Here is a 25,871-nt window from a genome sequence, read left to right on the forward strand (position 1 = left end):
TTAGCCGAATCGGTGCAGATCGGCTTATTCGAGCAGCGACCAATCCAGCGGCGTGCCACGCTTGATCGGCGCGCGGGCGCGGCGGCCGAGGACGGCGTCGGTGTGCTTGGGCGGCAGACCGAGACCCGGGCGAATCGCGCGCAGATTGTCGCGACTGAAGGTGTCACCGGCGGCCATGTCGGCGGTGACATACAGCGAACGCCGATACACCAGCGACTTGCGCTCGGCCTCGGTGACGCCGTAATGCACCTGGCCCATGGCTTGCCAGGCGCGCTCGGTTTCCACCACCAGGCTGGCCATTTCTGCCGGCTCCAGGGAAAAACTGGCGTCGACGCCACCGGCTGAACGGTCGAGGGTGAAATGTTTTTCAACCACCGTCGCGCCCAGCGCCACCGCCGCCACGGAAACACCGACGCCCATCGAGTGATCGGACAGCCCGACCTGACAACCGAACAGTTCCCGCAGATGCGGGATCGTGCGCACGTTGCTGTTGAGCGGGGTCGCCGGATAGGTGCTGGTGCACTTGAGCAGCACCAGATCCTTGCAGCCGGCTTCGCGAGCGGCCCGCACGCTTTCATCCAGTTCGGCGATGCTGGCCATGCCAGTGGAAATGATCAGCGGCTTGCCAGTGGCCGCCACCCTACGAATCAGCGGCAGGTCGGTGTTTTCAAAACTGGCGATCTTGTAAGCCGGCACATCGAGGCTTTCGAGAAAATCCACCGCGCTGTCGTCAAACGGCGTCGAGAACGCGAGCATTCCCAATTCTTTGGCCCGAGCAAAAATCGGCGCGTGCCATTCCCACGGCGTATGGGCTTTTTCGTACAGCTCGTACAGCGAGGTACCGGCCCAGAGACTGCCCGGATCCTTGATGAAAAATTCGCCTTCGGACAGATCCAGCGTCATGGTCTCGGCGGTGTAGGTTTGCAGCTTCAAGGCATGCGCCCCGGCCCTGGCAGCAGCCTCGACGATTTGCAGGGCGACCTCCAGCGACTGGTTATGGTTGCCGCTCATCTCGGCAATGATGAACGGCGGCGCATCGGCACCGATCGAGCGATTGCCAATCTTGAAGCTAGTCATGCGAAGGTTCCTTCAGAACACGGGTGAACGCGCAGGCCTCCTGGCTGAAGCCTGCGTCACGAAACAGATTCAACGACGGGATGTTGCCCGGCAAAACCCGAGCGTTGATGGCTTGCAGTTGCGCCCAGTGCATCGTGACGAACGCTTCGCCGCGCGCCAGCAGCGCCCTGCCCCAGCCCAGACCGATGCGCCCCTCAAGCAGATACAGCGACACTTCCGCGTCGCACCCGCGCAGGTCATAACGCACCATACCGACGGCACCGTCGTCGGCCTCGGCAATCAACAGCAGCCGCTGCGGATTGCGCAGACTCGCCGACAGCCAGTCCAGATGCTGCGGCCAGTCGATCACGCTGGAGTCCAGCGACACGCGCCGCACCGCTTCGGCATTGCGCCCGTCGAACAGCAACTGCGCGTCGTCGAGCGTTGCCGGGCGCAGCTTCAGCACCGCCCCGGCCAATGCTGCCGCAACGCGCTCGGCGCCACGGCCATCGACCAGTTGCCGCGAGCGTTCGGCCAGGCTCTGGCGCAAATAGAAATTGTTGGCGACGAACCCCACCGCATCGCGCAATTGCTCAATGCTGACTTGCTCACGGGCGCCGAGAAACACATGCGCGCCCGCAGCGGCCATGACTTCGCCGTTGGCCTGCTGGTTGTTCGACACCGCGATACAAATCGTCGGTAACCCAAGCGCCGCACGCTCCCAACTGGTACCGCCGCCCGCGCCGATGAACAGATCGGCTTCGGTCATGCGCTGATAAAAATCGCTGACAAAACTGTGCAAGCGCCAGTTCGGCCGCGTCTCGGCCAACGCCTGCATCTGGGCCCACGCAGGGTTGTCGGCGCCGGCAACGAAGTCCACTTGCAGTTCGTTGAAATCGGCCAGAGCGAGCATCGCATGATGGGTCTGCATCGCCGCATCGAAGCCGCCAAAGTTGACCAATACCCGACGCGCCGTGGGCTTGATTTCGATCGCCGCGCAGTCGAATTCCTCGCGCAACATCGCATAGCGCGGGCCGAGCAAGGTGCGGCATCCCGCCGGCAGCAGCGGCGCGTAGTTTTCGCTCAGACCCGAGAGATTCTGATTGAGTAACAGATCGACGCTGTAGCGCCGGGTCGCCAGATCGTCCACCGCCGCGATGCGATGCGCCCAGCGCCGCGCCGCGGTTTGCCAGTGATGGTCAAGGCCGTAATGGTCGACGATGATCCAGTCGAACTCCGCCTGCCCATCCAGCAATTGGCCCAGCGCGTCGATGTCGAACTGCCACGGCAACATCGATTCGATGGCCTGCAGCGGGTCTTCATCGCGATAACGCTCGGGCAGCGCGAAGGTCTCAAACCCCTCGGCACTCAGGGCATCCAGCCGATGCCCCGGCAACCGCCGACAGGCAAACGCGACGTGACTGCCCTGCTGTTTCAGTACCCGCGCCAAAGTCAGGCAGCGAGCGATGTGGCCGCTGCCAATGGTCGGCGAAGCGTCGGCGCGAATCAGCACTCTCATGTCAGCTCTCCGCCGGCCTTGAGCGCCGCGTACAGGTATTCGGCGCGTTTGAAGTCCTCGGGCGTGTCGATGTCCTGAACCAGGTAGCGCGGCAGGATCACCGGCAGGCTGGCTGGCGAATACAGCACATCACCGCGCAACCACGCCGCGCTGCGCCCCCAGTAGAACTGACCGGCATCCTGATACGCCTCGGGCAGATCCTGTGAGCGAGTATTGCGAAACTCGGGATACAACGCCGTCAAGGCACCCTCCCCGTCTACGGTCAGCGCACGCTGGACCGGAAAAGCGAAATCGCAAACGGAGAAGGCAAATGATCGATCAGGATGCTGCTCCAGCAGCTCGAAACCCTGACGCAGATAGCGTGCCTGCAATAACGGCGCGGTGGCGTAGATACAACAAGCGTAATCGAAGGACGGCAACTGCTCCAGCGCATGCGCGATGACCGCCGCCGTGCCGGTGAAATCATCGGCCAGATCGGCCGGGCGCATGAACGGTACCTGCGCACCGTGCGCCCTCGCGACGTCGGCAATCTCGGCATCGTCGGTGCTGACCACGACCTGCTCGAACAAACCTGAATCGAGCGCCGTGCGGATCGAGCGGACAATCATCGGCACGCCATCGAACGGCAAGAGATTCTTGCGCGGGATGCGCTTGCTCCCGCCTCGGGCGGGGATGATTGCGACGTTGCTCAAGGGCGTTTTTCCAACAGAAACCAAGTGATGTCGTCCGCCGGAAACTGCGGATCGCGGTGATAGACGAAGCCATAGTCGACCAGTTGCAGGTCAGCATAGCGGTCGAGCATTTCCCCGGCGAAATCACGCTTGAACAGCTTGCCGCTGTTGCCGCGGTAGGTGATTTCCACCGGCGCCGGATTGTAATACTCGGCGATCAGGATGTAGCGCTGGCTCAGCTCGTACAACTGCGCATAGGCGCGCGGCAACAGCTCAGGGGCCAGATGGATCAGCACGCCTTTGCTCAGAGTCAGGTCGTAGCGACGCTCGGCAGGAAAATCGAACAACGAACCGTGCCAGATCTGCGCAATGTCCAGCGCCTGCGCCTGTGCACACGCGGTTTCGTTGATCTCCACCCCGAACAGTTCGCAGCGCGGCAATAACTGATGCAGCGCCTGCAAATTGTTGCCGGCGTTGGTGCCCAGCTCCAGCAGACTGTCGACACGCCCCGCACGGCACAGCGCTTTGGCGAAAAAGCCGAAATTGCCCGCCACCAGCGCCTGGCCGACGTTGCGCTCAACGTACTGGTTGCCGAACTCACCCTGCCAGAATCTTTCCTGCTCGCTCAGATCGCGCATTGCACAGTCTCGTCCACCGCCGCAGCGGTCATTCTTCGGTCAGTCGCCGCAGTTGCTCGACTACATGATCCTGCTGCTCATCAGTCAGCAAGGGATACAGCGGCAAGCTGATGGCTTGAGCGTAATAGCGTTCAGCCTCGGGGAAATCACCCTCGGCAAAACCCAGGTCGCGATAGTAAGGCTGCAAGTGCACGGGAATGTAGTGCAGATTCACCCCGACACCGGCGGCGCGCAAACCTTCGAAGACCTGACGATGACTGAGGCTGATGCGCTCGGTTTGCAGGCGCACCACATACAGGTGCCACGCCGACTCAGCTTCCGGCTGAGCACTCGGCAACGTCACCGGCAAATACGCCAGCAAGCGATCATAGCGTGCCGCCAGCTCACGGCGCCGGGCGATGAATCCGTCCAGTTTGTCCAACTGTGACAGGCCCAGCGCCGCTTGCAGGTCAGTGATCCGATAGTTGAAGCCCAGTTCGATCTGCTGGTAGTACCACGGCCCGTGACTGGGCTCGGTCATCTGCTGCGCATCGCGGGTCATGCCGTGGCTGCGCAGGCGTTGCAGGCGCTCGGCCAGGTGCGGGCGATTGGTCAGGACCATGCCGCCTTCGGCGCTGGTGATAATTTTCACCGGATGGAAGCTGAACACCGTCATCGCAGCGAATTCGCCGCACCCGACCGGGCGCCCGGCATAGCTGGCGCCGACGGCGTGCGAGGCATCCTCGATCACGGTGAAGTTATAGCGCTCAGCCAGTTCGGCGATGCGCCGCATGTCACAGCTCTGCCCGGAGAATGCCACTGCAACCAGCACTTTCGGCAACGTGCCGTCGCGCTCGGCCTGTTCCAGCTTCGTCGCAAGAACCACCGCGTCGAGGTTCCAGGTCAGCGGATCGATATCGACGAAATCGACCTCGGCGCCGCAATAGCGCCCGCAGTTGGCCGAGGCGAGAAAAGTGTTCGGCGTCGTCCACAAACGGTCGCCCGGCCCCAGCCCCGCAGCCAGACAAGCGATGTGCAGCGCCGCGGTGGCGTTGCACACCGCCACGGCGAAATCGGCCTGACAGCGCTCAGCCATGGCCTGTTCGAAGCGTTCGATGGTCGGCCCTTGGGTCAGCCAGTCCGATTGCAGCACTTCGAGCACCGCATCGATGTCCGCCTGATCGACGCTTTGCCGACCGTAGGGGATCATACCGAGAGCTTCGCGTGCAGATCGGCGATCTGCCCTACCGAAAGGAACTGCGGGTTGGTATCGGAGCGGTATTCGAAATCCTCACTCACCGCGCGCCCGCGCTCGCCGAGTTTGTCGACGGCAAAATCGACATCGACGCTGGTGAAGCGAATCGACGGCTGAATCGTGTAGTGATCTTCGAACTCCAGGGTCATGCGCGCATCGTCCAGCGGCACCATCAGCTCATGCAGCTTTTCGCCGGGACGGATGCCGACGTTCTTGTGCGGCAGATGCTCGGCCATGCCGCGCGCCAGATCGACAATGCGGATCGAAGGAATCTTCGGCACGAACACTTCGCCGCCGTGCATCCGCGCGAAGCTGTCGAGAACAAATTGCACACCGTGGTCGAGGGTGATCCAGAACCGGGTCATGCGCTCGTCGGTGATCGGCAGCTCCTGCGCGCCATCGGCGATCAACTTGCTGAAGAATGGCACGACCGAGCCGCGCGAGCCGGCGACATTGCCGTAACGCACCACGGCAAAACGGGTTTGCTGCTCGCCGGCAATGTTGTTGGCGGCGACGAACAGTTTGTCCGAGAGCAACTTGGTCGCGCCGTACAGATTGATCGGGCTGGCTGCTTTGTCGGTGGACAACGCGACGACTTTCTTCACGCCATTGTCGATGGCGGCGGCGATGATGTTTTCCGCGCCGTTGACGTTGGTGCGAATGCATTCGGTCGGGTTGTACTCCGCCGCCGGCACTTGTTTGAGCGCCGCGGCATGCACCACGTAGTCGATACCGCGCATGGCCTGACGCAAGCGATCAGCGTCACGCACGTCGCCGATGAAATAGCGCATGCAGGGCGCGTTGAAGGTCTGCTGCATCTCGTACTGTTTCAGCTCGTCACGGGAAAACACCACCACGCGCTTGGGCTGGTATTGCTCCAGCAAGCGACGGATGAAGTTGCGCCCGAACGAGCCGGTGCCGCCGGAAATGAAGATCGATTTACCGTTGAACATGTTGTGGTTCCTGTCCGGCGAAGTTAAGCGAGCAACTGTGCCCAGTTGATCGGGGCACTTTCGCCCAGGGTAAAACCTTTGCCGGTCAGGGCCAGGTTGGCGTTGTAGGCCGGATCCTGCGCGAATGCCTCGGGCCATTTTTCACGCAACGCTTGCAGCGCTTCGGCGGCTGTTGGCTGTTCGCCGGTATGCAACACCTGCACGGATGGCGTCCACACGGTGAGGTAACCCGCCTGACCGGCCTTGAGGCACAGGTCGACATCAGCGAAACCTTCAGCAAAAGTCGCTTCATCCAGCCCGTCCAAGGCGCTATAGAGCTCTTTGCGCACCATCATGCAGACCCTGGAGACAGCCGAATAATTTTGCTCGGCCACCAGACGCTGCATGTAACCCTCGGCCTTGTGTTTCTCGCCGACGAAGGGTGAGCCCACACCATCGTTCAGACCCAGAATCAAACCGGCGTGCGAGACCTTGCCGTCGCGGTCGACCAGCTTGGCACCGACGACCCCGACTTCCGGACGCTGGGCGTGATTGAGCAGCGAATCGATCCAGTTCGGGTTGACCACTTCACTGTCAGCGGCCAGCAACACCAGATAATCGCCCTGGGCCTGCTCGCTGGCGGCGTTGTACAACGCGATCTCGCTCAACGGCTGATCGGCACGCAACACGTTGACCTTGGCATGGCGCAGCGTGCCCAGCCAGTCATTGACGGCTGCCGACTGATTGGCGTTGGCTGCCAGCAGCACTTCATAGCGGCTGTAACGGGTCCGCAAAAGCACGCCTTCCAGGCAGCGACGCAGCGCCGGCAAATCATCGATGACCGGTACGATGATCGAAACCAGTGGCTGCTCGGTGTGGCGATAATCGATCTGCCAGGTGCCCGGTGTTGCCGAAGTGACCTTGGCCTTGTAGCCGCGATTGCCCAGATGGCGCAGCAATGCCAGGCGTTCATGGGCGTTTTCTTCCAGAGGCGCCTGCTCGGTGATCAGCAGTGGCTCGTCGAGATGCGCGAGACCGTCGAGGCCTCCTTGCTCAATGATGCGCAGTAACAGATCGAATTCCAGTGCCTTGCTGAAATCAGCCTGATAGCCGCCGGCGTCGAGCAGCACTTGACGACGGATCAACCAGTGGCGCGCCATCAGGGATGGCACGCTTTGCAGCAGATCAAGATTGAAACCGGGACGGAACACGTCGACCAGCGCACCCTCTGCCGTACGCTGGATTTCATCGGTTGCCACCGCGCGGATATCGGTAGCCGACATCAGTTCCAGACCCGCTCGCGCCAGGCCGGCCGATGTGAATTCATCCCCCGCGCTCGCCAGCAGCACCCAGTCGCAAGGTGACTGCGCCGCGCTCTGGTTGAGCTTGTCGACCAGATTGCCAGGCGTCACCCGAACGAAGTGCAAGGTGTTCTGCGCGGTGGTCGCGGTCTGCGGCTCGCCAGTGGTGAAGACCACGATCTTGAATGCTTTGCTGTGGCCTTCAACGAGGCTGTCGAGGGTTATTTGCAGTTTTTCGACACTGTCATCCAGATCAAGCAGGAAAATCCCGAACTGCGGCCCGCCGTTGTTTGCCGCCAGATGCGCGGCAATCGACCCTGCTTGTTCAGCGTCCGGCTTGCGCGCCGCCAGCCAGTCGAGCAAACGGCCAGAGCGCATCTTGCGGAAAATCGGGTAATGATCGACCTTCGACACAGCGTCAAGCCGCGCGCTCCACTCAAGCATTTCCTGCGCTGGAGTATCTTCGCCAACGTCTTGCAGTTGCTCGGCCAGACGTTTGACTACGCGACGGTTGAACGCGTTGCGGTCGTGGGCTTGCCACAGTCGGTCGGTGACACTTTCCGGGGTGTCGTTATTGCGCGACTGCAGCAGATATTCCTGCCGGGTCCACACCCCTTCAAGTTTTTCCAACTGGATACGACCGGCCGGCATAGCGTGGAGAAGAAACTCGAACTGCGTCAGCAGATCGAAGAACCGCTGGTTGTAAAACGGCATTTCGACGTATTGCCGTGGACCGAATTTACGCTCTGGCGACTTGGTCAGGTTATTCCAGGTCGACTCGAAAATCAGTTCGGTCGTCAACGCTCTCCCGGAAACCAGGCTGTCGGTCATCGCCGCGAAGCTTTCCAGCGCGAACGCCTTGCGCTGCGCCTGATCAAGATCGGTGATAGCGGTCGGCAAGGAGGCGAGGAATTCGGCGAATGCTTCCCGCTCGGCCACTGACTTGGCGTCGGTGTACGAAAGCGCGTGGTAGACCTCGGTATTGTGGTCGGAGAAGCCGATATTGATTTCGCGCACGACATAAGGGATCGGCAGAATCCGCGCCTTGGCATTCGCCAGCAGATAATAGGTGTGGCCGATTTCCTGCCATTCGAAGCTGGTGCCCGCTGGCAACGCGCGGTACCAGTCTTGAATGATCGAAGTGCGGCAAACACCATAAAACGGCGGTACGTACTGGTGCATGAAATCCAGGACGCGGTCCTCGGCACGCTCCGATGCGTAGTCTTCGCTTATTTTCTTGTCGCGACGGTAATAGCTGACGCTGCCCGCCAGCGCCAGGTACATCAGACAGTAGCCGTGGCACAGTCCGTAGTCGCGGTTCGCTTCAAGGAAATTCACCGATTCGGCCAGCGATTCATGCAGGATGAAATCATCGTCGGCGGCAAAGACCATGTACGGCGTAGTCAATTGTGCAACGCCATAGGTCAGTTTGGCTTGCATGCCCCAATAGGCAAACTGCGGCAGGTGCTGATAATCGACTGCCGAAAAATCGCCTTCCGGGCGCTCGGGGGAAGAATCCAGCACCAGCACTTTGCAAGGCAGGCTGCTGTAGTACTGCAGCGCTCGGCGCAAAAAAGCCGGGCGGTTGTGGGTGATCAATACCACCGTCAGCAACTCGCTCAATGGCAGCGTGTTTTCAGAACCGTAATTGCCTTGCATAACTTCTCCTGCAGCGATCAAACCTTGCGAAAACGCTGTGATAAAAAACTGTCAACGAACCCGACGCAGATAACCGTCAGAAGCAACGGTGATCAGCAACTTGTCCTGCATCTGCTGATCGATTTCGAAATCAGCGTTTTCCTTGAGGAAGGCCCACACCGCAGTTTTCGGATTGTCACCCGGGCCCCATGGACGATCCGGGAAGGCATCGGCCGGCATGTCCTCAACGACGGTGTCCATGACCACGCAATAGCTGTCCACCGACACCAGTGGTGAGTAGAGACGCAGCTCTTGCAGGACGTGTTCGTGGGTGTGATTGGAGTCGAGCACGACGATGACTTTCTTGCCAGCCGCCGCCAGACGGACCTGCTCGACCACCGCCGGGTCGAGACTGGAACCTTCGATCATGCTGATGCGCTTGATCATCGGATGGCTTTCGATGGCTTCACGGTTGTGCGCACGGATATCGCGATCGATACCGAGTACTTCGCCATGGCCCTGCAGTTCCAGCAGCGAGGCGTAGTAAATGATCGAACCACCGTGGGCGATACCGCACTCGATCACCAGGTCCGGCTTGATCCGCCAGATCAGTTCCTGCATCGCCATCATGTCTTGCGGCAATTGAATGATCGGGCGACCCATCCACGAAAAGTGATAGGTGTACTTGTGCTTGGCCGACTCGTTATAGAACTGCTGGGCCAGCGCCTTGAGTTCGTGGTTCTGGCCCTGGGCAACCACTTCAGCCTGGCACTCTGCTTCGAAGGCTTGGATCAGGTTATCGCTCATTGTTCGTCTCACTGAAAATTCATTGGGTTTGCACGTGGCCAAAAGGCCTTCGCGGCAGGCGCATCAGTTGCTGCGCTGCGCCTCGAGTAATTGTTGTAAGCGCTCGACCACAGCCCAGAACGCCATGGGTTCATGGGTTGGATAAGGGTAATGGCCGAGGTTCAGATCCAGAGTTGCGCCACGCTCGCGCAAGCGCTGTTCGACCAGCACACGCACCGACACTGGCTGGCCACTGGCGCAGTTGATAACGCCGTTGAAATCGCGTACCTGCAGTATCGTGGCGAGGTATTCCGCCGCGTTTTCAATTGGCAGAAAATCGCGCAACTGCTCACCGGCCGACATGTTGAACGACGCATCACCGGCATCGATCGCCCGGTCCAGTGCCGCGAGCAGGCTGTTGGGGTTCTGCCCTTCGCCGTGCAGATAGAACAACCGCGCCCATTGCAGGGTGAACGGCCGTTCCTGCTGCAGACTCTGCAGAAACAGGTGCAGCGTATGTTTCGCCAGACCGTACGGATTACTCGGGCGTGGCTCGGTTGTTTCACTGAGCGGGCCGCTCTGCATGCCGTACTCGAAGCAGGTGCCGGTGACCAGCACCTGCTTTACGCCGGCCTCGACCGCGCTTTTGATAAAGCGATAATCGGCCATCAGGTTGTGCTCGAAATGGAACAGCGCCCGATAGTTCGGCAAACCCGGCCAGGCCAGATGCGCCAGGGCATCAATGCCAGCGGTCAACGCGCGGACATCGAGGTCAGCAGCATGAATATCCGCGGCAATGAACTCGACGTCGTTGATCCACGGCATGCCTTGCGCGGTTTGCGCATTGCGCGCCACCGCGCGCACTTCGCAGCCGCGTGCCAGCAACGCGGAAACCAGATGCCGACCGACGAACCCCGTGGCGCCCGTGACCAAAACCTTCACAGCACTTTCAACTCAGGCACGGCGATTACAAAGCGTCCGTCCCACTGACGCACTTGCGCCAGTTGCTGACTGACTTCGTGCAGCAGGTTCCACGGCAGCACCAGCACGTAGTCCGGCTTGTCGATATCGATCTGCGCCGGCGCCACGATCGGGATGCGGCTGCCCGGCAAAAATTTGCCCTGTTTGTGAGGATTGGCATCGGCCACCCACTCCAGCAAGTCCGGCTTGACCCCGGCGTAGTTGAGCAAGGTATTACCCTTGGCCGCCGCGCCGTAACCGACCACCCGTTTGCCCTCGGCCTTGGCCTGCAACAGAAAGCGCAGCAGTGCATGTTTGATGCGTTCAGCGGCGGGCGCGAGGGTTGCGTAGTACTCGGCGGTCTTCACCCCGGCATCGAGTTCGGCTTGCAACTGTTGCTCAACGGCCGGTTGCACCGCTCGGCGTTCGCCGTCCTTGCGCTGCACGAACACCCGCAGCGAGCCGCCGTGGGTGCTCAACTGGCTGACGTCGAATACTTCCAGGCCATTGCGCTCGCACAAGGTCTGCACGGCGGTCAGCGACAGGTAGGAATAGTGTTCGTGATACAGCGTGTCGAACTGCGCGCCGGCCATCAGCGTCAGCAGTTGCGGAAATTCGAACGTGGCGACGCCGCTCGGCTTGAGCAGCGTGGCAAAACCGCCAAGGAAATCGTTGATATCCGGCACATGCGCAAGCACGTTGTTGGCCGCCATCAGGTCGGCGCCCCAGCCTTCGCTTTGCAGCTGCGCGGCGGTCTCGCGACCGAAGAACAGCTCACGAGTCTCCAGGCCCTTCTCGCGTGCCGCCTGCGCGGTGCTGCGGGTTGGCTCGACGCCCAGGCAAGCGATGCCGCGCGCGGCGACGTATTGCAGCAAGTAGCCGTCGTTGGCGGCGACTTCGACTACGCGGCTGTCGGCATGGAGACCGAAGCGTTCGACCATCTCGGCGACATAGCGCTCGGCATGGGCCAGCCAGGTGCTGGAGAACGAACTGAAATAGGCGTATTCGGCGTCGAACAGACTGTCGGCGCGGGTGTAATCCTCGGTCTGCACGAGCCAGCATTGCTGACACACGGCAACCTTCAGCGGCACCCATTGCTCGGCCTGCTCCAGCCGATCAGCATGTACATAGGCGTTGGACGGTGGCGAGGTGCCGAGGTCGATCAGCGGCAGGCTCAGCGGTGCAGCGCACCCACGGCAGTTCATAGACGCACTCCAGCGAAGTGTTGATCGAGCGCGGGATGGCTGGAATCTCGCGCTGACAAATTATTGACAGGCAACGGCCAGGCAATCGCCAGCCGCGGATCGTTTACCGACAGACCGCCTTCATGCTCCGGCGCGTAATCGGCGCTGTGCAGGTAAAGCAGTTCGGCGTCTTCGCTGAGGGTCTGGAAACCATGGGCGAACCCCGCCGGTATCAACAGACTGCGGCCATCGCCCGCCTTCAAGTGCTCGGCGTGCCAGTGCAAAAAGGTTTCCGAGTCAGGACGCAGATCCACCGCGACATCCCAGACTTCACCGCGCAGGCAAGTGATCAGTTTGGCTTCCGGGGCGTTGGCATTCTGATAATGCAGCCCACGCACACTGCCCTTTTCGCGCGTACAGGAATGGTTGATCTGGCGGATATGAAATTCGCTGCCGAACGCGCTCAGACTGCCCTCGCAGAACAACCGGGCGAAATGTCCGCGCTGGTCTTCAAAACGTTTGTGCTGGACGCTGAACAGCCCGGCCAGTGGCAACGCCTTCAGAGAGAACTCGCTCACAGCGCGCCTCGGTACAGGTTCAGTTGCCCCAGGGTGACGGCGCGCATGTCATCGCCGTTCTGCCATGCCAGATGCCAGTCGAGGGTCTGGGCCAGGCATTGCTGCAAGGTCCAGCGCGCTTGCCAGCCAAGCAACTGGCGGGCGCGGCTGCTGTCCAGGCGCAGCAGGCCGGCTTCATGCAGTTCGCTTTTTTCGATACGCAAACCAGGTGCCTGCGGCCAGCGGCTGGCGAGCAATTCGACGACTTCGCCGACGCTGCACATGTCCGCTTCACCGGGGCCGAAATTCCACGCACCGGCGTACTCAGGACCTTGCTCATAAAGGCCAGCGGCCAATTGCAGGTAACCCGCCAGCGGTTCAAGGGCGTGCTGCCATGGGCGCACGGCTTGCGGGTAACGCAGGGTCACCGGCTCGTCCGCGCTCCAGGCTTTGAGCACGTCGGGAATCAGGCGCTCCGGGGCAAAATCACCGCCGCCCAGCACGTTGCCAGCGCGTGCGGTAGCCAAGGCCAGACCGTGCTCGGCATGCTTGTCCGCCGGGAAAAACGACGCGGCATAGGACTGCGCCAACAGCTCGCAACAGGCCTTGCTACTGCTGTAGGGGTCGTGACCACCGAGGGCTTCGTCTTCGCGATACGGCCACAGCCATTCCTTATTGGCGTAGACCTTGTCGGTGGTCACCAGCACGCAGGCGCGCACGCCACCGATCTGACGAATCGCTTCGAGCAGGTTCAGCGTGCCCATGACATTGCTGGAATACGTGCCGAGTGGATCGCGATAGCCCTCGCGCACCAACGGCTGAGCGGCCAGATGCAGGACGATTTCCGGCTCGGTGTCGGCAATGATTTCCAGCAAGGCGCCGAGATCGCGCAAGTCACCGCGCTGATCGTTGATGCCCTCACTGACCCGCGCCAGTTGGAACAGGCTCGGTTCGGTCGACGGGTCCAGCGAAAAGCCGCTGACTTGCGCGCCGAGGCTTTGCAGCCACAGGGTCAGCCAGCTGCCTTTGAAACCGGTGTGTCCGGTGACGAGAACGCGTTTGCCGCGCCAGAAATCCGCACTCAGGCCCATTGCTTCCATGGGGCCTCCCCGCTCTGCCACAGCGCTTCGAGATGATTCTTGTCACGCAGGGTGTCCATGGGCTGCCAGAAGCCATCGTGCTCAAAGGCCTTCAGCTGTTCGTCTCGAGCCAGGCGCGCCAACGGTTCGGCCTCCCAGGTGGTTTCGTCACCTGCGATGTACGGCAGCACTTGTGGCGACAGTACGAAGAAGCCGCCATTGATCCAGCCACCATCCCCGCGAGGTTTTTCGGTGAAACCCAGAACCTGATCGCCGTGGCGCTCCAGCGCGCCGTAACGCCCCGGCGGCTGCACGGCAGTAACGGTGGCCAGGCGACCATGGGCCTTGTGATAATCGACCAGTTCACGGATGTTCAAATCGGAAACGCCATCGCCGTAGGTGAAGCAGAACGCCTCTTCATCCTGCAGATAACGGCCGGCGCGCAACAGACGGCCACCGGTCATGGTCTCCTCACCCGTGTCGATGAGGGTGACGCTCCACGGCTCGCTGTAGTTCTGGTGTACGTCCATGCGGTTTTCACGCATGTTGAAAGTGACGTCGGAGGTGTGCAGGAAGTAGTTGGCGAAGAAGTCCTTGATCGCGTAGCCCTTGTAGCCCAGGCAAATGACGAAGTCGTGGATTCCATGGGCGGAATACTGCTTCATGATGTGCCAGAGAATTGGCTTGCCGCCAATCTCGATCATCGGCTTGGGCTTGAGGTGCGACTCTTCGCTGATGCGCGTGCCGAGGCCACCCGCCAAAATTACTGCCTTCATCGTCTCCCCTCTTGTTCTTCACCGGGCTGCGCATGGCTTTGTTGAGCGTTGCGGGCCTTCTGGCTAAACCTTCTGCCACTTCAGGCGCAGGCGAAAAGACCGCATGCGCTCGTTTTATGGCGATTTGAGGGGGACTTGCAGGAAACGCGCCAGCTCGCTTGGCCTGCCGAACCAGCATTGGCCGCGGCAGCGAAGGCCCGCCATAAAAAAAGGAGCCTGATCCAATTTGATCAGGCTCCCTCGTTACCGCTCAAAATGGCTCGAGTGACTTAAGGCAGGTTCGTCAGCCAAACATGGCAAAACCATCGCCATTGAGCGGCAGCACATCACCGTTGGCCGCTTTGAAGTGCTCGATGGTGTTGCCACCCGCGAACCAGTCTTGCAGGCGAACACCTTGGGCGGTTGGATCGGACGGCGCGAAATAACCATCATTGAGGTAAAGGTCATCACCGACTCGCGCCAGCTGCAATGTCTCGGCCGATCGAACATTGTTCAGTATCAGCGTGTCATTGAGGCTTAGCCCATCATCACGGATGGTCACTGCCAGTGTGGTGTTGACGATGTAGGTATCGTCACCGGCGCCACCATTGGCAAAGCCACCAGACCCCATTTGCCAAGGATAAGCATTCTTTATCCCAAGTGTCAGTGAGTCATCGCCCCCCCCACCCAGCAGTACAAAATTATTGCCTGTACCCGTGAGCGTGTCGTTGCCTTCACCACCATCTGCCTTGCCTGAGGCAACGGTGATCGTATCCCTGCCCGCCTCGCCAAAGGCGAGGGTGCCGGTGTCGTCCGCAGCACTGTAGATGTAGTCATCGCCATAGCCGCCATACATCACGTCTGCTTGCGGGCCTGGGGAAATGCCGGTCAGGCTGAACGGACCCACCGGGGAAACCAGCCCGCCGTACAAAGTGTCACCGGCGTTACCGCCGTAGAGCACATCGTTGCCCAGTCCACCCTCCAGAAGGTTTCCGGTGGCGCCGGCTGTAATGCTGTCATCGAAGTGGCTGCCGACTACTCGCTCAATATTGAGCAAGACATCACCTTGAGCATCTCCACCCAGATTGATGTTGGTCGTCAGATTGATGTTCACCCCTGAGGCACTGGTGATGTACCAGGCACTGTCATACCCTTCTCGCCCGTCGATCCGGTCAGCGCCACTGCCACCAATGAAAATATCGGTGCTCGCGGAGCCGGACAAGGTGTCGTCAAAACTGCTGCCTTGATAGATTTCGATACCGGTGAAGGTATCCCCTGTCGCGTCACCGCTGTTGGCGTTGGTTTTCAGATCAATGGTTACAGCGCTTTCGGACTGCTCGTAGCTGACCATGTCCTGGCCCAGCAGGCCATCGAACGCCATGGCCGCACCGGATGCAATGAAAGTATCGTTGAATCCGGTGCCACGCAGGCCCTCGATGCTGACGTAGGTGTCCCCCGCCGCGATCCCCGAATGCACGCCGGTCTTGAGATTGATATTGACCGCTACCGTGCTGTCCGCATAGCCCACGGTGTCGATCCCGGCGCCGCCGATAAACTGATCGGCGCCACCACCGCCGAAAAACACGTCATTACCCGCCCCACCCGTGATGATGTTGTCGATGGCGTTGCCGTATCCGGTGAACGCACCGGTACCGGCGTAGGTCAGACGTTCGACGTTGGCACTCAGTGCAATCTGACCGTAAGTGGTCCGCACCTCGTCAATGCCCCCGCCGGCCTGCTCGACCACCGTGCCGCCGGCGCCATTTAGGAAGTACACATCGTCACCCGCACCGCCTTCGAAGGTGGCAGTCATCAGATCGATGGTGAACGTATCATTGAAAGCGGAGCCGATGACCTTCTCGATGTTGATCAGGGTATCGCCTTCGGAGTCGCCACCCACGCCTGCGCGGCCTGGGGTGTTGTAGCGAATCTCGACGTTGATCCCGGCGGCCGAGGTGGAGTAATCCACCGTATCCATGTTCCCGACAGAGCCATCGAAAGCGATGGCACGGCCATCGGCGACGAAGGTGTCGTTGTAGTTGGAGCCGCGAATGCCCTCGATGTCGTTGAAGGTGTCACCAGTAGCGATGCCTGTGTGGACGCCGGTCTTCAGGTTAACAGTCACTGCGACCGTGCTGTCGGTGTAGCCCACCGTATCGACGCCCGCACCGCCGAAGAACTGGTCGGCACCGCCGCCACCGAACAGCGTGTCGTTGCCGTTGCCGCCGGTGATGACGTTGTCGATCGCATTGCCGTATCCGATGAACGCACCGGTGCCGGTATAGGTGAGGCGCTCGACGTTGGCGTTCAGGCTGAGCTGACCGTAGGTGGTCCGCACCTCGTCATTGCCCCCTCCGGCCTGCTCGACCACCGTGCCGCCAACCCCATTGAGGAAGTACACGTCGTCACCCGCGCCACCTTCGAAGGTGGCAGTCATCAGATCGATGGTAAACGTGTCATTGAAAGCGGAGCCGATGACCTTCTCGATGTTGATCAGCGTATCGCCTTCGGAGTCGCCACCCACGCCTGCGCGGCCTGGGGTGTTGTAGCGAATCTCGACGTTGATCCCGGCAGCCGAGGTTGAGTAATCCACCGTATCCATGTTCCCGACAGAACCATCGAAGGCAATGGCACGGCCATCGGCGACGAAGGTGTCGTTGAAGTTGGAACCACGAATACCTTCGATGTCGGTAAAGGTGTCACCGGTGGCAATCCCCGTGTGGACGCCGGTTTTCAAATTGACGGTGACGCCGACCGTGCTGTCGGTGTAGCCCACCGTGTCGACGCCCGCACCGCCGAAGAACTGGTCGGCACCGCCGCCACCGAACAGCGTATCATTACCGATGCCGCCGGTGATGATGTTGTCGATCGCATTGCCGTAGCCGGTAAACGCTGTGGTACCGGTGTAAGTCAGGCGTTCGACGTTGGCACCCAACGACTGCGAATAATAGTTGGTGCGCACTTCATCATTGCCGCCACCGGCCTGCTCGATGACCGTGCCACCGAGGCCGTTGATGATGTAAACATCGTCCCCGGCACCGCCTTCGAAGGTCGCCGTCAGGGTATCGATGCTGAAGGTGTCGTTGAAGGCAGAGCCGATCACCTTCTCGATGTTGATCAGCGTATCGCCTTCAGAGTCGCCGCCGATGCCTGCACGACCCGGGGTGTTGTAGCGAATGTCGACGTTGATCCCGGCAGCTGAGGTTGAGTAATCCACCGTATCCATGTTCCCGACAGAGCCATCGAAAGCGATGGCACGGCCATCGGCGACGAAGGTGTCGTTGAAGTTGGAACCACGAATACCTTCGATGTCGGTAAAGGTGTCACCGGTGGCAATCCCCGTATGGACGCCGGTTTTCAGATTGACGGTGACGCCGACCGTACTGTCGGTATAGCCCACCGTATCGACACCCGCACCGCCGAAGAACTGGTCGGCACCGCCGCCACCGAACAGCGTGTCATTACCGATGCCGCCGGTGATGATGTTGTCGATCGCATTGCCGTAGCCGGTAAACGCTGTGGTACCGGTGTAAGTCAGGCGTTCGACGTTGGCACCCAACGACTGCGAATAATAGTTGGTGCGCACTTCATCATTGCCGCCACCGGCCAGCTCGATGACCGTGCCGCCGAGGCCGTTGATGATGTAAACGTCGTCCCCGGCACCGCCTTCGAAGGTCGCCGTCAGGGTATCGATGCTGAAGGTGTCGTTGAAGGCAGAGCCGATCACCTTCTCGATGTTGATCAGCGTATCGCCTTCGGAATCGCCGCCGATACCTGCACGACCCGGGGTGTTGTAACGAATGTCGACGTTGATTCCCGCGGCAGACGCCGAGTAATCAACAGTATCTATATTTGCCCCCCCATCGATCTTGTCTGCACCGGCTCCGCCCATTATCAGATCATTGCCGCCCAAGCCATTGATCTCATCATCACCACTCGTACCCACCAGCGTATCCGCGCTGTTTGTTCCGTTTATGACCGCCATTGTTTCTTCCTTGCCTTGTTGTGAATCGGTACAGGTTCGTGTGGTGATCACAGGTCATCGCAGCGAACGTTGAAAACAGACGATCAGGTCAATATCGACAGCAAATGATTACAGCTTTAGCCGTGGCCAAAAATTTCGTTCGAGAGGAGCGCACAGAACAAGCTACAAAAAAACAGGCGGCTTTTGTCAAAGGCGCCTGTTCGAGTGGTCACGATTGCATTCAAATCAATCCGCCAACCAGCCATATTCCCAATGCCGCAGGTTATCGCCGCGCAGGACGTAATCGCGCAGCACCACCTCACGCAGCTCATCCCCCATGCGATAACTGGCGTCCGGGTCAGCGAGGTGCATACGGATCGCTTGCAGCCACTCATCGGTGGTATTGGTCTTGACCCGAGTGCACGGCAGGTAGCCGCGATAGGCTTCGGTATCGGTGCAGATCACCGGGTAACCGCAGGCGCCATATTCCAGCAGACGCAAATTGCTTTTGCAGTCGTTGAAAATGTGGAATTCCAGCGGCGCCAACGCCAGGTCCAGATTGAGACTGGCGAGTTTTGCCGGGTATGCGTCAAGAGCGATCACGCCATGGAACTCGTGCATGTACGGACGCAGGTCATCCGGGCACATGCCGAAAAACACCCAGTCAACCTCGTCAGCCAGCTCACGCACGACCTCTGCAATCACCGCCAGGTCACCATGGTGGCTGGTGCCGCCACCCCAGCCAACGCGCGGTTTCTTCGAAGTACGGCGCTGGCTGCGCAGGTTGCTCCAGAACTCCTGCGCCAACATGTTGGGCACTACCCGGATGTCGTGATGCATGCTGGACAATGCATTGGCCAACGGCTGAGTGGACACCACGACGCGGTCGCACATGCCGATGCCGCGGCGAACGATCCGCTCCATCTCATGCTTGTCCGGCATGTTGCGGATATGCGCATTGCGATGAGGGACATCGATGACATAGTCATCCAGTTCATAAATGCGCCGGGCGTTGAAATAGTTGCGCAGCAGCGGAATTTCGTTGACCGGCGCTTCGGTGTAGCGTCCCTGCAGGATGATCACATCCGGCGCCAGTCGCTCGATTTCGACGATCGGCGGCAGATTCACGCTGTAGCGAATCTGTCCCTGCACTCTGCCCGCCGCTTCGAGTTCGATCAGCGGTTGCGTGACACGATAGTGACCGATGGCCGATGCGTTGATCGGTAATCCAAGAATCTTTGGCAAGGTGCTGTGGCTGAACGGACTCCAGCCACTGCGCAGGCCCGGCTCGAGAGTGAAACTGGACCCCGTATGCTTGTACAACGCCAGATTGGAATTGTACGCAGGATCACGCGCAATGACCGGCAACCAGCGCTTGTAGAACGATTCTTCCTGCTGGCTATGGGAAGTGGTTTCTTCGTTATTGACCGTCTCGACTGGCTGTGCGCCTATCGCCAGCGCCGCGTAAGGCGTCCAGACCACGAGATAGCCCTGCCGGGCAATGCGCAGGGCCAGATCCACCTCATGCAACGTACGCGGCAGACTCTGCTCATCCAGACCGTCGACCGCATCGAACAACGACTTGCGGACCATCAGGCAATCGCTGCCGACGGCGCTCAGATTCTGTACCGCCTGCAAGCGGTACATATAGCCAGATGACTGCATGGCCTGCCCGTAAAACGGCAGGCCCGCCGCACCTTGCAAACCGAGCACCAGCCCAGCGTGCATGACATAGCCGTCGGGGTTGAAGAGTTTCGCCCCGACGATACCGACTTCCGGACGCTGGGCGTGATTGAGCAACTCGTCCAGCCAGTCACCCTGAGTGATCACGGTGTAAGGGTTGAGCAACAGCACGTAGTCGCCCTTTGCCTGGCCAACGGCAAAGTTGCGCAATGCGGCGAGGTTACCCATCTGCGGATACGACAGCACCCGCACCCGCTCGCTGCCCAGTTGCGCCATACCGTCCAGCCAGGCGCGCGCCTCAGCAGTCTCGCTGGCGTTGTCGACTAACAACAGTTCGTACTCGCTGTACGCGGTTTTTTCCAACAGGCTTTCGACACACCGTTGCAGGGCAGCGATCTGGTCGCGCGTAGAAATAACGATCGAGACCAACGGCCGATGCTCATGACGGTAATCAACCCGATTGAGCAACTCAACACTGCCGCGACGCAGGTCATGGTCAATCCCCAGGCGATCAAGATGCGCCGAGAGCAATCGCGCGTTGTGTTGCCTCACCGCAGGGAGCGACAGCCACTGGCTCAGATCAAATGACGACTCGACGGCGATCTCGGCCAAATGGCCCACCACCTGAGTGCCCTGGTCCTCGACCATCCGCCAAAGCATGTCGTGAGGCGCCAGTTCAGTGAAGGTTGAGTCGAAACCACCCAGTGCAAGAAAAGCGTCGCGACGAAACGCCAGCGCGCGGCCGACATAAGGAAAGGTACGCATCAGGTCGAGGTTAAAGTCGGGTTTGAACGCCGGCTCCGCTGACTCACCTGCACGTATGCTGCCTTCATCGGTGTAGAAACAGTTGAAGTCTTTATTGAAGGCGATGCGCTCGGCCATCATCAGCAGGGCCGGGGCAACCAGACGATCACCGGCACGCAGCAGGTAGAACCAGTCGGCACCTTGCAACTGTGGCAGCAGCTGATTGATCTGTTGCAGATAATCTTCCTGCAACGGCAAATGGAACACTCGCTCATTCAAGACCGGTTCAGTGCAATCGCACGACAGCACCAGCGTCAGCTCCGGTGCATAGATCTGCGTAGCAAGACTTCCCAGGGTTCGCTCCAGAGCCGCCGGACTGCCTTGCTCATCAATCACAACGGGCACAAAACGCGGTGTGGAAGGCCACTCGGCCAAGGTGTCGGGCAGCAATCGGCGCTGCACGTCACTCAGCGTGCGGCACTCCAGCCATTGCGCATAAAGCTCGGCAAAACTCTGGCTGTCACCCCCTACTTTCCATTTCTGAGCGCTCTGCTTGGTGCCGAGCGTTCGGCTCAACGGCAACTCTTCCCAGACTCGCGGTGAATCATCGGCTTTGGGCATGGGAACGTAACGCACCCATCCCGGCGCAGGCGCGGATTCGCCGCTGCGCGCCTTGAGCATTTGCAAAAGCCATTGCCGTTCGATCTCCAGCGCGTCTTTCATGGCTTGCTGGGCACTGAGACGATCGGGGTACAGGCGCTCGACGCTCAAGACATGATTGGAGACCACTGCGTTGCCGCGCCGCAGCAAGCAAGCGAACAGGGCAAAATCGAGACTCGCCACAAAGCAGTGGCCTGGCTGCGTCAGCGCTGGCAATAGCTCGGCCACATCAGCGCGGCGAAACAGGGCATTACTGAAGCCACCAAGAATGTTGGCCGGAAACGACTCGAAGAGTGCCAACAGGTCGTCACCCTTGAACAGCCCACTGATCGGCGACAGCGGCGTGTTCTCCAGTCGGGATGGCAGGACCATGTCATCGGCGTCCCAGAACAGCCGCTGGGCCAGCACCAGATTGACTTCGTCACGATGCGCGAGCACGTCGGCCTGGCGCTCGATGCAGCTGGTAAACAGCTGATCGTCGTCACACAGAAACTTGATGAACTCGCCCTGCGCCTGATCCAGACAGGCGTGAAGATTGCCGACCATCCCCAACGTGTGCGGATTGCGCACGTAACGCACTGGAACGCCGCTCTGCTCGGTTAGCGACGCAACGATCGCCTCGATTTCATCGCCACGACTGTCATCGCAGACGATGATTTCAAGATTGCCATAACCCTGACTGACGGCGCTGCGCAGTGCCCGCTCAAAAAAGCGTGGATTGAAAGCAGGAATGGCAAGACTGACAAGGGGAAGAGAATTCACGGCGGACTCGCAGGCGGCGCGAACCCGACCGGAACAGCGAGTTCTCAACCGCGAAAAAAGACAAATAAGACACTCAAGAGCCGAAGTACCGGGTGCTTACACACCCGGTCACTGTCAGATCTTGTTAAACAGGCCCAACTGACTGATTTTGCTGAACGCCAGTTGCGCGGCTTGCAGCATGGTCTGTTGCAAGGTCAGGCGGGTCATGACTTCAGCCGGATCGGAATCGCGGATCGAGCCTTGCGTCGTGGTGTTGGCAGTACTCAGGCTGTCATTGGTGACGCTTTGCATATCCAGCGCCTGTCCCCGCGCACCGATCAGAGTGACCGCCGTACCGATCTGGTTGGTAGCGGCGTCGATGTTGCCGAGGCCCGCCTCCATGGCGCCCTGCAGCTTCTGCTTGGCCACCGGGTCGCCGTCTATCGGCGTTTTCAGCGCGCCGATCATCTGCCCAAGGGTGTCGAGAATATTCTGGGTCTGGTGATTATTCGGCTGAATCGAAAACTGATCACCGGTAGCCGGTGTGTTACCCAACGCAAACGTTACGCCGGCGGCTGTCGCGTTACCGCCAACCACTGTGCCGGAAGACACGGGTTTGCTGTCGGCCGTTACCGGCGCTGCGTACAGATCGAAATCAGTGGCACTGGTGAACTTGAGAACTGCCCCACCCTGCGGGAACGCAGCGGTATAGGCCGCCTGATCGGTAATGGTCGACCCGGTAATCACTGCAGTAGAAGCGTTGCCCGGGCTGCGCGTGGTGGTAAACGTGTCGGGGCTCACCGCCAGCTGAAAGCTGTGCCCGGCAATGACTGCGTCCGGATTGGTGTCACCCTCTTTGAGGTTGATGTTCAGCTTCATGTCTACGCCACGGAAGCTGAAGCTCTGGTTGGAACCGCTGGTATTGCTGATCACGCCGTTCTTGCTGGCTTCAGCGGTCACGTCGTTACCCAGAGCGTCGGTGATTTGCATCTGCGTGCTGCTGATGAAACTGACGGTGTATGGCTGACCACTGGTGAACTTGGCGTTGTAGCTTGCTTCACTCCCAACCGTGCCGTTGGACAGTACCACGCGACCGTCATCCACTGCCGGAGCGGTCATCTTGACGCCGGTGCGGGCGGTATTGATGGTCTGCTGGAAGGCGTCCCAACCGGTGGTGTTGGTGCCTACCGTCAGGCCATCGCCGATGCCCAGATTAATGGTGGTCTGGTCACCGTTATACGTATAGGTGCCGTCAGTATTTTGCGAATACGGTGCGGTGTCGGTCTTCGAACCAGAGAACAGGTAGTTGCCGTCGGCATCCTTGGCATTCATCAGGCCGAGCACTTGTTGCTGGATCTCGCCCAGTTCCGAGGCGTACGCCTGGCGATCCTTGTCGGTGATCGTGCCGTTATTGGCGGCCAGCGCCAGCTCTTTCGCACGCGACAGCGCCGTGGTGATCGACTCCAGAGTCGACTCCTGCACGGTCAAGGCACTTTTGGTGGTGTTGACGTTGGTCTTGTACTGATCAAGCATCGCGGCCTGCTGGCCCAGTTGCAGCAAGCGCCCGGCGCCGATCGGATCATCCGCCGCGGTGTTGATGCGCTGCAGGCTGCTCGCCTCGCTGGCGGTGGCAACGGCCTTGTTGAAGTTACGCTGATAGTCCGAAGCTTGCGTTCCGTAATACTGAGCGGTGGAAATGCGCATGAATTACGACTCCTTAAAGGCTGTTGATCAGCGTGGCGAAAGTTTCCTGCGCAGCTTTGATGATCTGCGAAGACGCTGTGTAGTACTGCTGGTATTTGACCAGGTTGCCGGTTTCTTCATCCAGGTTGACCCCGGACAACGAATCGCGCGCGCCCTTGGCGTTGTCCAGAATCGCGCTGGTCGCAGCGCTGTCGGACTTGCCCTGGGCGGTCTTGGTACCGACGTTGGTCACCAATTTGTTGTAGGCGTCAGTCAGGCTGATGCCCTTGCTCGCCGAACCGGTGTCGACGCTTTGTGCGGTTTGCAGACCGACCAGCGCTTGCGCGTTACGGTTGTCCGAAGACGCCGCACCGGTCAGGTTCATGGTGAAGGTCTCGCCGGATTTCGGCGTGCCGCCCACGGTGGTCTGCACGGTGAAGGTTTTCTGCACGTTCGGCGTGACGGTCGTATCCATCACCGGGTTGCCGCTGGCGTCGACGATGCCGACTTTCAGATTCAGGGTGTTCGACTGGCCCGGAACGATGGTGCCGGTGCCGATGGTCGCGCCTTTGGCGTCCACCAGGTTGTACGACTGGCTGCCGCCGCTGGTCGCGCCGAATACCAGTTTGACCGGCGTCGAATTCTTCAGCGCCGCCTGCATGTCGGCCTGGGCGGTCGGGTTGTAAATGTCGATCTTGTCGCTGAGCGTCGGCTGGGTGTAAGTGCCCAGGCCGTTGGCGCTGGCCACGCCGGTCAGCGGACCGGCCGCAGCGATTTTCTTCGGATCGGTCAGCACCGTCTGAATGCTCGCGGCCGCGTTGCGGGTCGGCGTGACCTTGAACGAGTCACCGGCGCTCAACGCACCGCCGTTGAGCGCGAGGGTGAAACCGTCGATCACTGGCGGTGGGTTGGTCGTGGTGCTGAACGCGCCCATGTCGGTGCCGTCGGAACGCTTGACGGTGTAGTCAGTGGCACTGGTGAACGTGACCTGGTAATCGCTGGTGGTCAGCTTGCCGGTGTCCTTGATCGTCACATCGAGGTTGCCGGAACCGGCGCTGTTGCCATCTTTGGCAATGCTGCGCTGACTGATCAGTGCGGCACTGTTGATGTTGTTGAAAATCGCCGCGCCGAAGTCACCGTTCTTGTCGATGCCCTGGGCTTGCTGGCGGTTGATCTGATCGGCGACCACCAGGGCCACTCGGCCCAGCTCGTTGAGCGACGGGTCGAGGACTTCCTTGCGATAGGTCAGCAGACCACCGATTTCGCCACCGCTGATCACCGAGGTGATGTCGATGGTGCTCGAGCCGCGGTCCATCTGAATGGCCATGCGCGACGGATCGTCTTTGCTGGCAACCATGTTCAGGGTGTTGGTGGTGTTACCGATCACCAAGGGCTGGCCGCTGCCGACGTAGATGTCGAAACTGGTGCCGCGCTCAACCACCTGGGCGCCAGTCAGCACCGACAGTTGGCGCACGGCTTCGTTACGGCTGTCGAGCAGGTCGTTCGGCGCACCGCCGCTGGTGGAGATCTCGCCGATCTTCTGGTTCAGGTTGGCGATCGAGGTCGCCAGCTTGTTCACCTGGGCGGTCATGTCGCCCAGGCTGCCGTTGATCGTGGTGTTCTGGTCGTTCAGTTGCTTGGCGATGGTATTGAAACGACTGCTCAGCGCCTGCGCACCGGTCAGCACCGATTGGCGCGAGGTGTCGTCGGTGGCCGAGGTCGACACGCCCTGCAGCGAGGTGAAGAACTTTTGCAGTACGCCGGTCAGGCCGGTGTTGGTGTCGGACAGCATCGCGTCCAGCGGCGTGGCCTGGGCCAGGAACGACGCGGCTTCGCTGTCCAGCGACGTCGCCGTGTGCAGCTGGCTTTCCAGGTACGAGTTATACACCCGGCGCACGTCGGCCAGGGTCGTGCCGGTGCCGATGAACACGGTGCCGTACTGCTGCGACGACTTGGTGCCCTGTACGGTTTGCTGACGCGAATAACCGGCGGTGTCGACGTTGGCAATGTTGTTGCCTGTCGTAGCCAGAGAGGACTGGCTGGCCGACAGTCCCGACATCCCGATATTGAGCAAACTCATGGTTCA

17 protein-coding genes are annotated in these 25,871 nt (G+C 60.3%); all 17 read right to left on the reverse strand.

Translation table 11 applies throughout. The annotated features are described in order from the left end of the window. Positions 1-24: 24 nt before the first annotated feature. Positions 25-1,077 carry a pseudaminic acid synthase gene (gene pseI / locus ACGSLL_RS25860; RefSeq protein WP_394508405.1) on the reverse strand — a complete coding sequence of 351 codons (1,053 nt, stop codon included), beginning with the start codon at positions 1,075-1,077 and terminating at the stop codon, positions 25-27. Next, the gene (gene pseG, locus ACGSLL_RS25865) at positions 1,070-2,575 is read right to left on the reverse strand and encodes a UDP-2,4-diacetamido-2,4,6-trideoxy-beta-L-altropyranose hydrolase (protein WP_394508406.1); all 1,506 of its coding nucleotides are present in this window, start codon (positions 2,573-2,575) and stop codon (positions 1,070-1,072) included. The genes pseI and pseG overlap by 8 nt, the downstream gene beginning before the upstream one ends. Beyond that, a complete protein-coding gene (gene pseF, locus ACGSLL_RS25870; protein ID WP_394508407.1) occupies positions 2,572-3,267 on the reverse strand; it encodes a pseudaminic acid cytidylyltransferase in 696 nt (231 codons plus the stop codon). The genes pseG and pseF overlap by 4 nt, the downstream gene beginning before the upstream one ends. Beyond that, entirely contained in the window at positions 3,264-3,884 is a 621-nt protein-coding gene (locus ACGSLL_RS25875) for a pseudaminic acid biosynthesis-associated methylase (RefSeq protein ID WP_394508408.1), read from the reverse strand. Before ACGSLL_RS25875 ends, pseF begins: the two co-directional genes overlap by 4 nt. Positions 3,885-3,912: 28 nt before the next feature. Further along, positions 3,913-5,073 (reverse strand): UDP-4-amino-4,6-dideoxy-N-acetyl-beta-L-altrosamine transaminase, encoded by a 1,161-nt coding sequence (gene pseC, locus ACGSLL_RS25880; RefSeq protein ID WP_394508409.1) that lies wholly within the window; start codon positions 5,071-5,073, stop codon positions 3,913-3,915. Next, positions 5,070-6,071: a UDP-N-acetylglucosamine 4,6-dehydratase (inverting) gene (gene pseB, locus ACGSLL_RS25885; RefSeq protein WP_394508410.1), complete on the reverse strand. Its 1,002-nt coding sequence runs from the start codon at positions 6,069-6,071 to the stop codon at positions 5,070-5,072. Before pseB ends, pseC begins: the two co-directional genes overlap by 4 nt. 23 nt (positions 6,072-6,094) lie before the next feature. After that, positions 6,095-9,010, reverse strand: coding sequence for a glycosyltransferase family 2 protein (locus ACGSLL_RS25890; RefSeq protein ID WP_394508411.1), 2,916 nt, complete (start codon positions 9,008-9,010; stop codon positions 6,095-6,097). 51 nt (positions 9,011-9,061) lie between these two features. Beyond that, entirely contained in the window at positions 9,062-9,796 is a 735-nt protein-coding gene (locus tag ACGSLL_RS25895) for a cephalosporin hydroxylase family protein (RefSeq protein WP_394508412.1), read from the reverse strand. Positions 9,797-9,859: 63 nt separating this feature from the next. Next, the gene (locus ACGSLL_RS25900; protein WP_394508413.1) at positions 9,860-10,717 is read right to left on the reverse strand and encodes an NAD-dependent epimerase/dehydratase family protein; all 858 of its coding nucleotides are present in this window, start codon (positions 10,715-10,717) and stop codon (positions 9,860-9,862) included. Further along, on the reverse strand, positions 10,714-11,940 hold the full coding sequence (locus tag ACGSLL_RS25905) for a methyltransferase domain-containing protein (protein ID WP_394508414.1): 1,227 nt from the start codon (positions 11,938-11,940) through the stop codon (positions 10,714-10,716). The genes ACGSLL_RS25900 and ACGSLL_RS25905 overlap by 4 nt, the downstream gene beginning before the upstream one ends. Continuing rightward, positions 11,937-12,497 (reverse strand): dTDP-4-dehydrorhamnose 3,5-epimerase, encoded by a 561-nt coding sequence (rfbC, locus tag ACGSLL_RS25910; RefSeq protein WP_095122729.1) that lies wholly within the window; start codon positions 12,495-12,497, stop codon positions 11,937-11,939. The genes ACGSLL_RS25905 and rfbC overlap by 4 nt, the downstream gene beginning before the upstream one ends. Beyond that, a complete protein-coding gene (gene rfbG / locus ACGSLL_RS25915) occupies positions 12,494-13,576 on the reverse strand; it encodes a CDP-glucose 4,6-dehydratase (protein ID WP_394508415.1) in 1,083 nt (360 codons plus the stop codon). Before rfbG ends, rfbC begins: the two co-directional genes overlap by 4 nt. Then, positions 13,558-14,331, reverse strand: coding sequence for a glucose-1-phosphate cytidylyltransferase (gene rfbF, locus ACGSLL_RS25920; RefSeq protein WP_394508416.1), 774 nt, complete (start codon positions 14,329-14,331; stop codon positions 13,558-13,560). Before rfbF ends, rfbG begins: the two co-directional genes overlap by 19 nt. A gap of 283 nt (positions 14,332-14,614) precedes the next feature. Then, positions 14,615-18,295: a beta strand repeat-containing protein gene (locus ACGSLL_RS25925; RefSeq protein ID WP_394508417.1), complete on the reverse strand. Its 3,681-nt coding sequence runs from the start codon at positions 18,293-18,295 to the stop codon at positions 14,615-14,617. A gap of 225 nt (positions 18,296-18,520) precedes the next feature. Continuing rightward, entirely contained in the window at positions 18,521-22,123 is a 3,603-nt protein-coding gene (locus ACGSLL_RS25930; protein ID WP_394508418.1) for a glycosyltransferase, read from the reverse strand. 114 nt (positions 22,124-22,237) lie between these two features. Continuing rightward, the gene (locus tag ACGSLL_RS25935) at positions 22,238-23,806 is read right to left on the reverse strand and encodes a flagellar hook-associated protein 3 (protein ID WP_394508419.1); all 1,569 of its coding nucleotides are present in this window, start codon (positions 23,804-23,806) and stop codon (positions 22,238-22,240) included. A gap of 13 nt (positions 23,807-23,819) precedes the next feature. After that, positions 23,820-25,865 (reverse strand): flagellar hook-associated protein FlgK, encoded by a 2,046-nt coding sequence (gene flgK, locus ACGSLL_RS25940; protein ID WP_394508420.1) that lies wholly within the window; start codon positions 25,863-25,865, stop codon positions 23,820-23,822. Between the last annotated feature and the right edge of the window lie 6 nt (positions 25,866-25,871).

Origin of the sequence: Pseudomonas retamae (genome assembly GCF_043496865.1) — a bacterium.
Lineage (GTDB): Bacteria > Pseudomonadota > Gammaproteobacteria > Pseudomonadales > Pseudomonadaceae > Aquipseudomonas > Aquipseudomonas retamae.

Coding starts and splice junctions, on each gene's coding strand:
- ACGSLL_RS25875 (WP_394508408.1), bottom strand. CDS start 3,884: ATGCGCGATCTGAGCGAGCAGGAAAGATTCTGGCAGGGTGAGTTCGGC.
- pseC (WP_394508409.1), bottom strand. CDS start 5,073: ATGATCCCCTACGGTCGGCAAAGCGTCGATCAGGCGGACATCGATGCG.
- ACGSLL_RS25935 (WP_394508419.1), bottom strand. CDS start 23,806: ATGCGCATTTCCACCGCTCAGTATTACGGAACGCAAGCTTCGGACTAT.
- rfbF (WP_394508416.1), bottom strand. CDS start 14,331: ATGAAGGCAGTAATTTTGGCGGGTGGCCTCGGCACGCGCATCAGCGAA.
- rfbG (WP_394508415.1), bottom strand. CDS start 13,576: ATGGAAGCAATGGGCCTGAGTGCGGATTTCTGGCGCGGCAAACGCGTT.
- ACGSLL_RS25905 (WP_394508414.1), bottom strand. CDS start 11,940: ATGAACTGCCGTGGGTGCGCTGCACCGCTGAGCCTGCCGCTGATCGAC.
- ACGSLL_RS25890 (WP_394508411.1), bottom strand. CDS start 9,010: ATGCAAGGCAATTACGGTTCTGAAAACACGCTGCCATTGAGCGAGTTG.
- ACGSLL_RS25925 (WP_394508417.1), bottom strand. CDS start 18,295: ATGGCGGTCATAAACGGAACAAACAGCGCGGATACGCTGGTGGGTACG.
- pseG (WP_394508406.1), bottom strand. CDS start 2,575: ATGAGAGTGCTGATTCGCGCCGACGCTTCGCCGACCATTGGCAGCGGC.
- pseB (WP_394508410.1), bottom strand. CDS start 6,071: ATGTTCAACGGTAAATCGATCTTCATTTCCGGCGGCACCGGCTCGTTC.
- ACGSLL_RS25895 (WP_394508412.1), bottom strand. CDS start 9,796: ATGAGCGATAACCTGATCCAAGCCTTCGAAGCAGAGTGCCAGGCTGAA.
- pseI (WP_394508405.1), bottom strand. CDS start 1,077: ATGACTAGCTTCAAGATTGGCAATCGCTCGATCGGTGCCGATGCGCCG.
- flgK (WP_394508420.1), bottom strand. CDS start 25,865: ATGAGTTTGCTCAATATCGGGATGTCGGGACTGTCGGCCAGCCAGTCC.